At 72.2% G+C, this 12,403-nt stretch carries 9 protein-coding genes; 6 read left to right on the forward strand and 3 right to left on the reverse strand.

Annotation, left to right across the window (positions count from 1 at the left end; genetic code table 11):
- The first annotated feature begins 668 nt into the window (after window positions 1-668).
- From ACZ4FV_RS43145 to ACZ4FV_RS43170, 6 genes are all read left to right on the forward strand, one after another.
- A complete protein-coding gene (locus tag ACZ4FV_RS43145; RefSeq protein ID WP_465326312.1) occupies window positions 669-2,315 on the forward strand; it encodes an ABC transporter substrate-binding protein in 1,647 nt (548 codons plus the stop codon).
- Window positions 2,315-3,247, forward strand: a complete 933-nt coding sequence (locus tag ACZ4FV_RS43150; RefSeq protein ID WP_402230280.1) for an ABC transporter permease — start codon at window positions 2,315-2,317, stop codon at window positions 3,245-3,247. Before ACZ4FV_RS43145 ends, ACZ4FV_RS43150 begins: the two co-directional genes overlap by 1 nt.
- Before the next feature lie 2 nt (window positions 3,248-3,249).
- The gene (locus tag ACZ4FV_RS43155) at window positions 3,250-4,110 is read left to right on the forward strand and encodes an ABC transporter permease (RefSeq protein ID WP_465326314.1); all 861 of its coding nucleotides are present in this window, start codon (window positions 3,250-3,252) and stop codon (window positions 4,108-4,110) included.
- Window positions 4,107-5,852, forward strand: a complete 1,746-nt coding sequence (locus ACZ4FV_RS43160; protein WP_465326316.1) for a dipeptide ABC transporter ATP-binding protein — start codon at window positions 4,107-4,109, stop codon at window positions 5,850-5,852. Before ACZ4FV_RS43155 ends, ACZ4FV_RS43160 begins: the two co-directional genes overlap by 4 nt.
- The gene (locus ACZ4FV_RS43165; RefSeq protein ID WP_395872993.1) at window positions 5,849-6,904 is read left to right on the forward strand and encodes an LLM class flavin-dependent oxidoreductase; all 1,056 of its coding nucleotides are present in this window, start codon (window positions 5,849-5,851) and stop codon (window positions 6,902-6,904) included. The genes ACZ4FV_RS43160 and ACZ4FV_RS43165 overlap by 4 nt, the downstream gene beginning before the upstream one ends.
- A 547-nt stretch (window positions 6,905-7,451) precedes the next feature.
- Window positions 7,452-8,396 (forward strand): glutathione S-transferase C-terminal domain-containing protein, encoded by a 945-nt coding sequence (locus ACZ4FV_RS43170; RefSeq protein WP_395872992.1) that lies wholly within the window; start codon window positions 7,452-7,454, stop codon window positions 8,394-8,396.
- A gap of 39 nt (window positions 8,397-8,435) precedes the next feature.
- On the opposite strand, the gene ACZ4FV_RS43175 is transcribed toward ACZ4FV_RS43170, so the two are convergent.
- The 3 genes from ACZ4FV_RS43175 to ssuE all read right to left on the reverse strand — a co-directional run bounded on the left by ACZ4FV_RS43175 (window position 8,436) and on the right by ssuE (window position 11,721).
- Window positions 8,436-9,974 (reverse strand): NtaA/DmoA family FMN-dependent monooxygenase, encoded by a 1,539-nt coding sequence (locus tag ACZ4FV_RS43175; protein ID WP_465326319.1) that lies wholly within the window; start codon window positions 9,972-9,974, stop codon window positions 8,436-8,438.
- A gap of 13 nt (window positions 9,975-9,987) precedes the next feature.
- Window positions 9,988-11,115 carry an LLM class flavin-dependent oxidoreductase gene (locus tag ACZ4FV_RS43180; protein ID WP_395872990.1) on the reverse strand — a complete coding sequence of 376 codons (1,128 nt, stop codon included), beginning with the start codon at window positions 11,113-11,115 and terminating at the stop codon, window positions 9,988-9,990.
- A gap of 72 nt (window positions 11,116-11,187) precedes the next feature.
- On the reverse strand, window positions 11,188-11,721 hold the full coding sequence (ssuE, locus tag ACZ4FV_RS43185; RefSeq protein WP_395872989.1) for an NADPH-dependent FMN reductase: 534 nt from the start codon (window positions 11,719-11,721) through the stop codon (window positions 11,188-11,190).
- Window positions 11,722-12,403: the final 682 nt, after the last annotated feature.

The following is a 12,403-nucleotide window of genomic DNA, read 5'->3' on the forward strand; positions in this document are numbered from 1 at the left end:
GGGGATTTGGCGAGATAAAGGGGGGAGGGGGGGTGAGCCCGCTTGACCTTCTTTCTCCGGGTGGGTGGGGGGGGTGTGTGGGGGGGGGTCGGGGGGGGGGTGCGGGGGGGCCCCCCCCCCCCCCCCGGCAACGCATTTCCCGCGCCCGCCCGGGACCGGACTTTCCGGCCGGCCCCGACCGAAAAGCGGAATAGCCACTTGTTGTATCGCCGGATGACTCGATAGGCTCACGCAGTCGCAGATATCGATCCATTCCTGTCGAAGGACGTCATGACGCTCGTGGTGTCGGTCACCGCCTCCACGCCCGGGGTCTCCTCCCGGCGTGTCGAGGCCGTCGCGCCCTGCGGCGCGGCCGTGCGCCGTCCGCGAACTCCCCTGTGCACCCGCCGGCATGTCGATTTCGGTCGCGTGCACAGCTCGGCCTGTCGCACCCGCTGATCCCCGCGGACCGGGCTGCTCCGCCGCCGGACGCCCGCCGACGATCCTTGTGATCGCCGCCGGGCCGTCCGCCCGCCGTTCCACGACCTCCTCCTCGATTCGCCGCGTCCCGCACCGGCGCGTTTCCTGACGCGTTCGCGTCCGATGCCGCGCGCTCGCGCGAATCGAGGAATATCCCTGCCCGAAATCACGCGCGCCGCCGCGTGAATTCGCCATGCCCGGAGATTCCCATGCGCATTTCGGCATTCACCGCCTCCCCTCCCTCTCGAAGACTGCGTCGCGTCGCCGAAGCCGGTGCCGCCGCGGTCGCCCTCGCGCTGCTGGCCGGTGCCTGCGACAACGGCGGCGACCAGGCCGCGAACACCGCGGAGGTCGGCCCGCCGCGGGCCGGCGGCACGCTCACCTTCGCGCTGGCCGCCGATCCCACGTGCCTGGACCCGCAGCAGTTCGGCGCGAACGCGAGCCTGAACGTGGGCCGCCAGATCGTCGACTCGCTGACCGACCAGGAGGGCAAGACCGGCGAGATCAAGCCGTGGCTGGCCACCTCGTGGGAGGTGGACCCGCAGGCCACCCGCTTCACCTTCCACCTGCGCCCGGGCGTCACCTTCGCGGACGGCGCGCCGCTGGACGGCGCCGCGGTCAAGGCCAACCTCGACGGCGTGGTCGCGCTGGGCGCCAAGGCCACCATCGCGAGCAGCTACCTGACCGGGTACCAGGGCACCACCGTGCTCGACCCCACCACCGTGCGGGTCGAATTCTCGGCGCCCAGCGCCCAGTTCCTCCAGGCCACCTCGACCATGTCGCTGGGCCTGCTCTCCCCCGCCACACTGGCCAAGACCCCGGAGCAGCGCTGCCAGGGCGACCTGGTCGGCTCCGGCCCGTTCACGCTGCGCTCCTACAAGCCGAACCAGAGCGTGGAGTTGGCCAAGCGGACCGGGTACGGGTGGGGCTCGTCGCTGTTCGCCCACCAGGGCGAGGCGTACCTGGACCGGCTCGTGTTCAAGATCGTGCCGGAGTCCGGCGTGCGGGCGGGCAGCCTGGAGTCCGGCCAGGTGGACGCGATCAGCGACGTGCAGCCGCAGGACGAGGCACGGTTCGCCTCCGGGTACACCGTGCTGACCCGGCCCAACCCGGGCGTCGTGTTCAACCTCCAGGCCAACGTCTCCCGGCCGATCCTGTCCGAGGAGGCGGTGCGGCGGGCGATCCAGAAGGCGGTGAACCGGCCCGAGCTGGCGCAGACCGTGCTCACCCCCAAGTACAAGGCGGCGACCTCGCCGCTGGCCTCGGTCACCCCCGGCTACGTCGACCTGTCCGCGGAGCTGGCGTACGACCCCGAGGGTGCCAAGCGACTGTTGGAGGAGGCGGGCTGGAAGACCGGCTCGGACGGCATACGGGCCAAGGACGGGCGTCGGCTGAGCGTGGATGTGATCTTCGCGCCGCTGTTCAACGCGAGCCAGTCCGTCCTGGAGCTGGTCCAGCAGGAGTTGCGCAAGGTCGGCGTGGACCTGCGGCTGCGCAAGCTGGCCGCCGGTGAGCAGAACCAGGTGCAGAGCGCGGGCGACTACGACTTCGCGTACTACAACGTCACCCGCGCGGATCCGGACATCCTGCGCACGCTGTTCGGTACCAAGACGGTCAACCGGCTCAAGATCGCCTCGGGCGAGCTGGACGTCGTGCTGGACGACCAGGCGCAGAACCTGAACCCCGCGCAGCGCGACGCCAAGGTCGCCCAGGCGCAGCGCATCGTCGCCGAGCGCGCGTACGTGATCCCGCTGTTCGAGTTGTCCCAGGTGCACGGGCTGGGCCCGAAGGTGCACGGGCTCGGCTTCGAGGCGTCCTCGCGCCTGCAGTTCCACGACACGTGGGTGAGCAGCTGATGCGCGGGTATCTGGCGCGCCGCGTGCTCCAGGCGGTGGTGGTGTTGTGGGCGGCGTTCACCGTCTCGTTCGTGGTGCTGTATCTGCTGCCGGGCGATTCGTTGTCGATCAAGCTGGGTGGTCTGGAGGGCACCGCGACGCAGGCGCAGATCGACGCGGTACGCGCGGCGCACGGCCTGGACGATCCCCTCTACGTGCAGTACGGGCACGCGTTGGGCGACGCGCTCACCGGGGATCTGGGCACCTCGGCGCAGACCGGGGCGCCGGTGGCGCGCACGATCGCGGACGCGTTGCCGCAGACCCTGGCGTTGACCGGGTTCGCGATGGCGCTGGCGGTGTTCGGTGGTGGCGCGTTGGCGCTGGCGGCGACGTTCACCCGGTTGCGGGCGCTGCGTCAGGTGTTGTTGTCGTTGCCGGCGATCGGAATCTCGATGCCGGGCTTTTGGGTGGGGTTGCTGCTGGTGCAGGTGGTGTCCTTCCAGTGGGGGATGCTGCCGGCGCTGGGCAACGACGGCTTCGAGAGCCTGGTGTTGCCGGCGATCACGCTGGCGCTGCCGGCCGGCGCGATGGTCGCGCAGGTGTTGGCGAAGAGCATGACCACGGCGCTGGAGGAGCCGTACGTGCAGACCGCGCGGGCCAAGGGGGCGGGCCGGCTGCGGATCCATCTGCGGCACGCGTTGCGCAACGCGTCGCTGCCGGCGTTGACGCTGGCGGCGGTGGTGACGGGGAACGTGCTGGTGGAGTCGGTGGTGGTGGAGACGGTGTTCTCCCGGGCCGGGGTGGGCCGGCTGACCGCGGCGGCGGTGGACACCCAGGATCTGGCGATGGTGCAGGGGGTGGTGCTGCTCGCGGCGGTGGTGTTCGTCACCGTCGCGCTGGTGGTGGATCTGCTGTATCCGGTGCTGGATCCGCGTGTGGGAAGGACGGTGTGACGATGGCCGTGGCTTTCCCGACGGGGGTGCTGCCCGCGGCGCGCGGGCACGCGCGGTTCGTGCTGCGCCGTCCCGGGTTGACGTTGTCGCTGGTGGTGTTCGTGCTGGTGCTGCTCGCGGCGCTGTTCCCGGGGTTGTTCACCGACGGGGACCCGTTGGTGGGCACGCCCCGGGACAAGTTGCGGGGGCCGAGCGCGGAGCACTTGTTCGGTACCGATCAGCTCGGGCGCGACCTGTTCACCCGGGTCGTGTACGCCAGTTCGTTGTCGCTGCGGGCCACGTTCGTGGCGGTGCTGGTGGCGCTGGTGGTGGGCGGGGGGCTCGGCTTGTTGTCCGGGTTCTTCGGCGGGTGGTTGGACGACGTGGTGATGCGGGTGGTCGACGTGTTGCAGGCGATCCCGCGTCTGTTGTTGTCGCTGGCGCTGGTCGGCGCGTTGGGCTTCGGCACCACGAAGGTGGCGATCGCGGTGGGTGTGGCCAGTGTCGCGGGCTTCGCCCGGGTGATGCGGGCCGAGGTGTTGCGGGTGCGTTCGTCGGTGTACGTGGAGGCGGCGCGGGCGAGCGGGGTGCGTTCGGGCACGGTGCTGGCCCGGCATGTGTTGCCGAACGCGTCCGGGCCGGTGCTGGTGATGGCCGCGTTGGAGTTCGGCATCGCGATCCTGTCCGTGTCGGCGCTGAGCTTTCTGGGCTTCGGTGCGCCGCCGCCGACCCCGGAGTGGGGCGTGTTGGTGGCCGATGGGCGCAACTTCGTGGCCACGGCGTGGTGGTTGACCACATTTCCCGGGCTGGTGATCGCGGCGACGGTGTTGTCCGCGAACCGCATCTCGCGGGCCTTGGACGGAGAACGGAGGCAGGACCGATGAGGGAGACGAGCAAGGGGCTCGCCGGCGATTCCCCCGTGCGGGAGTCCGAAGTCGCGGGAGTGGGACGGGCGCAGGCCGCGTTGTCGGTGGTGGCGACCTCGGTGGACCCGCTGTTGGAGATCCGGGGGCTGCGGGTGTCCTACCGCACCTCCCGCGGCCCGGTGGACGCGGTGACCGCCGCCGACCTGAGCGTGGCGCCCGGTGAGGTGGTCGCGGTGGTGGGCGAGTCGGGTTCGGGCAAGAGCACCACCGCGCACGCGATCGTGGGGTTGTTGCCGGCCGGCGGCCGGGTCGGCGGGGGTCGGGTGTTGTTCGAGGGCCGTGACCTGTTGACGCTGCGCGAGCGCGAACTGCGGAGGGTGCGCGGGCGATCGATCGGGTTCATCCCGCAGGACCCGATGCTCTCGCTCAACCCGGTGCGGCGGATCGGCGATCAGGTCGCCGAGGCGCTGATCGTGCACGGTCTGGCGAGCGGCAAGGAGGCGGCGCAGCGCGCGGTGGCCGCGCTCGGCGAGGCGGGCCTGCCCGAACCTGAGGTGCGGGCACGGCAGTTCCCGCACGAGTTGTCCGGTGGCATGTGCCAGCGGGTGCTGATCGCGATCGCGCTGGCCTGCCGGCCCCGGCTGGTCATCGCCGACGAGCCCACCAGCGCGCTGGACGTCACCGTGCAGCGGCGGATCCTGGACCACATCGACGAACTCACCCACGCGCACGGTACGGCGATGCTGCTGATCACCCACGATCTGGGGGTGGCCGCCGACCGCGCGCAGCGGGTGGTGGTGATGTCCCAGGGCACGGTGGTCGAGCAGGGGCCCGCGGCGCGGATCCTGACCGATCCCGAACACCCGTACACCCGGCAGCTGATCGCGGCGGCGCCGAGCCTGACCACCCGTCGGGCCCGGCCTCGTCCGGTGCGCGAACCGGTGCCGCGGGCGGAGCCGTTGCTGACCGTGACCGGCTTGGTCAAGGAGTTCGCGCTGCCCCGGACCAAGGAGGGCGCGCGTACTCTGCGCGCGGTGGACGACGTGTCGTTCACGGTGCGTCGGGGCGAGACGCTGGCGCTGGTGGGCGAGTCGGGTTCGGGCAAGTCGACCACGGTGCGGATGATCCTGGGCCTGGAGACGCCGACGGCGGGTCGGGTCCTGATCGAGGGGCGGGAGGTGACCCGGCCCGGGCGCGGCGAGTTGCGCGCGCTGCGCAGGCGGATGCAGTTGGTGTACCAGAACCCGTATGCCTCGCTGGATCCGCGCTTCACCGTCTCCGAGATCGTCGAGGAGCCGCTGCGCGCGTACCGGGTCGGCACTCGTGCGCAGCAGCGGGCCCGGGCGGCGGCGTTGATCGACCAGGTGGCGCTGCCCGAGGGCGTGCTGCGGCGCAAACCGGCCGAGTTGTCCGGCGGTCAGCGCCAGCGGGTGGCGATCGCCAGGGCGTTGGCGTTGGAGCCGGATCTGGTGGTGTGCGACGAGCCGGTGTCGGCGCTGGACGTCTCGGTTCAGGCGCAGATTCTGGAGTTGCTGGGCCGGCTCCAGGACGAGTTGGGGATCAGCTACCTGTTCATCTCGCACGACTTGGCGGTGGTGCGCCAGATCGCCGACCGGGTGGCTGTGTTGCGGGCCGGTCGGCTGGTCGAGAAGGGCGCGTGCGAGCAGGTGCTGTCGGCGCCCACGCACGCGTACACCCGCGAGTTGATCGCGGCCATTCCCGGGCGTCGGCGCCCGCAGCCGTTGGGAGCGGTGTCATGAGGTTCGCCGTGTTCACGTTGGGCGCCAACGCGCCGCATCCGCTCACCGGGCATCGGGCTCCGGCGCACGAGCAGTTGGCGGAGTTGGTCGAGACGGCGGCACTGGCCGAGGAGTTGGGCTTCGACGCGTTCGGGGTGGGTGAGCGGCACGGTGAGCCGTTCCTGTCCTCGGCGCCGCCGGTGATCCTGGCGGCGGTGGCGCAGCGTACGTCGCGGATCCGGCTGTTGACCACGCTGACCGTGATCAGCGTGTTGGATCCGGTGCGGGTGGCCGAAGACTACGCGACGCTGGACCAGTTGTCCCGGGGTCGGCTGGATCTGATGGTCGGCAAGGGCAACGACCCTCGCCATTTCCCGCTGTTCGGGTTGGTGGAGGACGATCAGTGGGAGCTTCAGGAGGAGAAGTTCGAGCTGTTGCGCAGGTTGTGGAGCGAGGAGAAGGTCACCTGGTCCGGGCGCTTTCGCAGTCCGCTGCATGAGGTCACCACCTATCCGCGGCCGTTCCCGCGTGCGGACGGGCGGGCACCGGTGATTTGGCACGGCAGCGCGACGAGCCGCGCGTCCACCGAGTTGGCGGCCAAGTGGGGGGATCCGCTGTTCACCGCGAACGGCTTCCATCCGATGGCCAAGTACGCCGACCTGATCGACCACTATCGCGAGCGCTGGGCGGCGTACGGGCGTGATCCGGCGGACGCGGTGGTCGGGTCGGGCGCGGGCGGCTGCTATGTGGCGTCCACGTCGCAGGAGGCGCTGGCGCGCTATCGGCCCTACTACGACGCGTTCGCCAGGTCGGCGGCGGCGCAGCACAATCGTTCGCCGTTCACGTCGTTGGAGGACAACGTGGCGAACGGGCCCGCTCTGGTGGGCAGTCCGGCGCAGATCGTGGACAAGATCGGCCGCTACCACGCGGCTTACGGGCATCAGGTGCAGGCGATCGGGACGGAGGGGCTCGATCGCGCGGAACGGCGGGCGGTGCTTGAGCTGTTCGCGGGCGAGGTGGCACCGGCGTTGCGTGCGGCGATTCCTTCGCGGGTGTGGGATCGGGCTGCCTGAACGCGGGGGAAGGGGGTGGGGGTTGGGGCTCGGTGGGGTTTGGGCGGGTCGGGCTTGGGCCCGGCGGGTGTGCGTGGACGCCCGTTCGGGATCCCGGGGTCGGTCGCGCATGGGCCCGGCGGGTGTGCGCGTGGACGCCCGTTCGGGATCCCGGGGCGGGTCGCGCGTGGGCCGGGGCGGTGTTCCTGGACGCCCGTCCGGCCCCCGGGGCGGGGTCGGGCGCGGGTGGTGCCGAGGGGGTGGGTCCCGATGTGGCGGCGATCGGTGCGGGGCTCTTGCGGGGGGCTGTCTCGAGCGCGAATAATCACGAGTCATGGACGACTGCGTGTGTCACGCGGGCCCCCGCTCGGGATTGCCCGGGGCGCGGGTCCTGATTGCCGTTCACCTTCTGATCCGCCGCCACATCGACTTCCTGCGCGTGTGCAGCGCGAGTTGTAGCGCGGTCTGAGTTCCACGCCACCGGTCCGCCCGCATCCGGGTCGGACCACGCCGTGCCGTGCCGTCTCGACCGTTGCCACACTCCACGACCCGCGCGAGGGAGACCCGTATGTCCACGACATCCCCGAAGGCCGCCGGACCGATCGACTTCCGCACCCACGGGCGCTACCGCGTCCGCCACCCCGGATCGCCGCTGCCGGGTCTGGAGGGCATCCGCCCGCCGATGCAGCGCTTTCGCGGCCGACTCGGGGCGGGTTTTCGCGCCGAGCCCAATCGTTACCACCTCTACCTGTGCCTGGCCTGCCCGCGTTCGTTGCGGGTGGCCATCACGCGCGACCTCAAGGGCCTGGGCGCGACCGTGGGAACCTCGCTGGTGGACCCGGTCCGCGACGGGCGTGGCTGGGCGTTTCGGGACGGGGACGGGCACGGCCTGGACCCGGTGGGCGGGTTCGCGTTCCTGCGTGAGGCGTACGAGGCGACCGAGTACCACTACGACGGGCCGGTGACGGTACCGGTGTTGTGGGACCGGTGGAGCGGACGGGTGGTCAGCAACCACGCGCCGCACATCCTGCGCGACCTGGCCACCGGCTTCGACGGCGGGCCCGAGTTGTATCCGGCGGAGCGGCGCGAGGAGATGTGCGCGCTGGACACGCTGTTCGAGGAGGACGTCACCGACGCCGCGCAGCGGGCCGGGCGGGCACCGGCGGGATCACGTCGGGCCGAGGCGATGGGCACTGTGCTGGCCACCCTGGCGGTGGCCGAACGCCGGCTCGCGGTACGGCCGTTTCTGCTGGGTGACCGGCTCACCGCGGCGGACGTGCAGTTGTGGACCACGCTCGTGCACCTGGACGCGGTGCACAAGCGGCACTTGGACGCCGAGGACGTGCACCGGCTCGCGGCGCACCCGCATCTGTGGGCGTACGCACGGCGGTTGAACCTGATCCCGGCGTTCCGCGACAACCTGCGGCTGGACCACATCGCCCGAAACCACCGGAGCCACTGTCGGGGTCCGGCGGCCTCGGGCGTGTCGATCGCACTCAACGACTGGACGTGACCCCCGCGGCGTGGCGGTGCGGGCCCGGATCCCGGGGGCTCACACCGCCACGTCGGTGCGGTGCGCGCCGGCCGGGCGCGGTGCCGGCAGGCGCAGGTTTTCGCGCAGGGTGGTGCCCTCGTATTCGGCGCGGAAGACGCCGCGTTCCTGCAGGATCGGCACGACCTGGTCGACGAACTCGTCCAGTCCGGTCGGGGTCAGGTGCGGGACCAGGATGAAGCCGTCGCTCGCCCCGTCCCGTACGTGCACCTCCATGCGCTCGGCGACGTGCGCGGCGGTGCCGATGAACGTCTGCCGGGCGGCCACCTCGATCACCACCTCGCGCAGGCTCAACCCGCCTTTGGCCGCCGCGAGTTCGCGCCAGGTGCGGGCCACCTCGAGCGGGTCGCCGCCGGTGCGGACCCGGCCCCGGGCGATCGTGGTGCCGTCGGTGACCGGGTCGAAGTCCGGCAGCGGGCCGTCGGGGTCCAGGTCGGACAGGTCGCGGCCCCAGACCTGTTCGACGAACTGGATCGCGTTGCGCGGGCTGACCTGTTGCCGGCGGATCCAGGCGGCCTTCTCCTGCGCCTCCTCGGTGGTCGCGCCGATCACCGCGGTCACCGCGGGCAGGATCCTGAGCTCGTCCGGGCCGCGCCCGTGTCGGGCGGCGCGGCCCTTCATGTCCGCGTAGAAGGCCCTGCCCGCGTCGTATTCGCCGTGTCGGGAGAAGATCACGTCCGCGTGTACGGCGCCGAACTCGCGTCCGTCCTCGGAGTCGCCGGCCTGGATCAGCACCGGGCGGCCCTGCGGGGTGCGCGGCACGGTGAAGCGGCCTTCGATGGCGAAGTGCCGGCCGTGGTAGTCGAACCGCCCGGCGTCGGGGGTCGCGAACACGCCGCCGTCGGGGTCGGCGACGTGCGCGTCCGGGGCCCAGCTGTCCCACAGCGTGCGGGCGGCCTCGACGAACTCGATGGCTCGCTCGTAGCGTTCCTCGCGCGGCAGGAAGCCGCCCCGGCGGAAGTTCTCCCCGGTCCAGGCGTCCGGCGAGGTGACCACGTTCCAAGCGGCGCGGCCGGCGCTGAGGTGGTCGAGCGAGGCGATCTTGCGGGCGAGTTCGTAGGGCTCGTTGTAGGTGGCGGTGGCGGTCGCGGCCAGGCCGATCCGGTCGGTGATCGCGGCCAGTCCGGCCAGCACGGTGAGTGCGTCCGGGCGGCCCGCGACGTCCAACTCGAAGATTTTGTTCTGGTGTTCGCGCAGGCGCTGGCCTTCGGCCAGGAAGAAGAAGTCGAAGCGGCCGCGTTCGGCGGTGCGTGCCAGGTGTTCGAAGGAGTCGAAGTCGATCTGGCTGCCCGAGTGTGGATCGCTCCAGACGGTGGTGCTGTTGACGCCGGGGAAGTGCGCGGCCAGGTGGATGCGCGTGCGGTGCGCCGGGTCTTCGGATCGGGAGGCGCGGGAGCGGGTGTCGATGGGCCGGGGGGCGCGGGACGGCGAGGCGCCCGGCTGCGTCGCGCGGGGTTGGGGGCTGCCGGGCTGGGGGTTGTTGGGCTGAGAGTTGTGTGGCTGGTTGCTGCTGGGCTGGGAGCTGCTGGGTTCGGGCATCGGTGACCTCTCCTCAGGTCCGGGCGTAGCGGTTGGCGGGCAGCGGCAGGCCCAGGTGGCCGCGCAGGGTGGGCGCGGTGTAGGCCGTACGGGTGTGGCCGCGCTCGCGCAGCAGCGGGACGAGGTCCTCGACGATCCGGTCCAGGTCGTGGGGCAACACGCCCGGGATCAGCGTGAATCCGTCCACCGCGCCGCCCACGTACCAGCCGGCGAGTCGATCCGCGAGCGCCTCGGGGGTGCCGGTGAAGCCGAGCCCGCCGGCGACGGGTACGTCCGAGCGCGCGTCGAGCAGGGCGCGTTCGCGGCGGGCCTGCGCGTCGGTGCCGGCCAGGTGCACGGTGATCTCGGCGAGCACCCGCAACTCGGCCGGGTCGCGGCCGTTGCCTTCGGCGATGGCGTGTGCGCGCTCACGCAGCCGGCGGGCCTCGTCGGGGCCGGTCGCGTCGACGAACAGCACGTCGGCGAACCGGGCGGCGATCTCCAGCGTGTCGGGGCCGTCCACGGTGATCCCGACCACCGGTCGGCCCTGCGGCGGGCGCGGTGTGATGGAGGGCCCGCGGACGTCGAACCAGGTGCCCTCGAAGTCGACGTAGTGCAGTTTCTCCCGGTCCAGGAACCGGCTGGTGGCCACGTCGCGGATGATCGCGTCGTCCTCCCAGCTGTCCCACAACCGGCTCACCACGTCGGTGAACTCGGCTTGCTCGTCGGCAAGTTCGCCGGGGGTCGCGACGGGTTTGCGGCCGAAGTGGCGGGCTTCGAGGCCGGTCCGGGACGGCAGCGGCCACCAGCCGGCCCGGCCTCGGCTGACGTGGTCGAGGGTGGCGATCGCGGTGGACACGTGGAACGGCTCGGTGTGCGTGGTGGTCGCGGCCGGGATCAGGCCGATCGACTCGGTGGCGGGCGCCACCCGCGCGGCCACCGAGACCGCGTCGAGCCGGCCCGGTACCCGGGGCGAAGGCGGCCCCAGCGAGTCGTCGAGGCGGATGAAGTCGAGCAGGCCGCGTTCGGCGGTGCGGGCCAGTTCGACCCAGTAGCGCGGGTCGAACAACTCGGCGGGGCGGGCGTGCGGCGAGCGCCACGCGGCGGGGTGGCGGCCCGCGCCGTCGAGCGCGACACCGAGGTGGAGATGGCCGGTGGTCATGCGAACTCCCTTGTCGTACGGGCGGATCGGCCTGCGCCCCGGTCGGCGACCGGGGGCGCCGACCGGGGCGGGTCAGGCGACGGCGGCCGGGCGACGCAGCCGGGCGGAGAACGCGTCGGCGAGTTCCTCCAGCGGCGCGACGCCCTCGGCCTCGATCCCGCCGTCGGCACCGACGTACCGCTCGTGCACGAACCAGCCCTGCGCGACGTGGTCGGCGCCGAGCGAGGTCAGCACCGGGCGCAGCGCGTAGTCGAGCGCGAGCACGTGCGCGGGGGTGCCGCCGGTGAGCACCGGCAGGATCTCCTTGCCGCGCAGCGCGAATTGCGGGAGTACGTCCAGGAACGTCTTGAGCACGCCGCTGTAGGCGGCCTTGTACACCGGGCTGGCGATCACGAGCGCGTCGGCGTCGGCGACCCGGTTCAGTGCGGCGCGCAGGTCCGGGTCGGCGAAGTCGGCGTGCAGGAGCGCCCGGGCGGGCAGGTCGCGCACGGCGAGGGTGGACACGTCGTGTCCGTCGGCGGTCAGCCTGGCGGCGACGTGGCGGGCGACCACGCCGGTGCGTGAGGTCGCGGAGGGGCTGCCCCATACGGTCAGGACGGTTGCCATGGGTTTTACCTCGGTTCGCGGTGGTTCCGGTGGTGGTTCGCGGGGTTCCGGTGATGGTTCTCGGGGATTCCGGGATCGATCAGGGGTTGGTCGGGGTTGATCAGGGGTGGTGCGGACGACGGTCGAGTGGTAGGGCCGGCGACGATAGGGGGTGTCAGGGGTCACCGGAGAGGTGACCCCTGGGGTTGGTCAGGGGTGACGAGGGGGTGGCGCGGGAGCTTGCCGGGTGGGGTCGCCGAGCGGTCGGCCCCGATCGGCGGCTCTCCCGAGGGTCGCCCCGGTGACCGGTCCCGGAGGTCGGTGCGTCCACGCGGGTCGGTCGAACGGTGATCGCGATCGATGGCCGGCGCTGCCCTGCCCGGGAGTCGGGTCGGATCCGGTCGGATCCGGTGGGGTCGCGAACGGGCCTACGCGGGCGTCGCGACGTGCCGGAGGGCGTGTGGCGCGGCGGCCGGGTGTGGCGGTCGGGTTCCGATCGGGGCGACGCGGACGGCGCGGCCGGGGCCGCGGCCTCGGGTCAGCGACAACAAGCGGCGCTGGTGACGCGCCCGAGGTCGATGTGGAGGCGGGCGGACAGCAGCCAACCGGCGGCGGACATGACCGCCCCGTCGCTGTGTCGCGCGTGCTGCGCCACCGGGATCCCCTCGCTGGGCCGTGGCGGAGCGCCACGGCGAGATGTTCC

Source organism: Embleya sp. NPDC025285, from assembly GCF_055558835.1.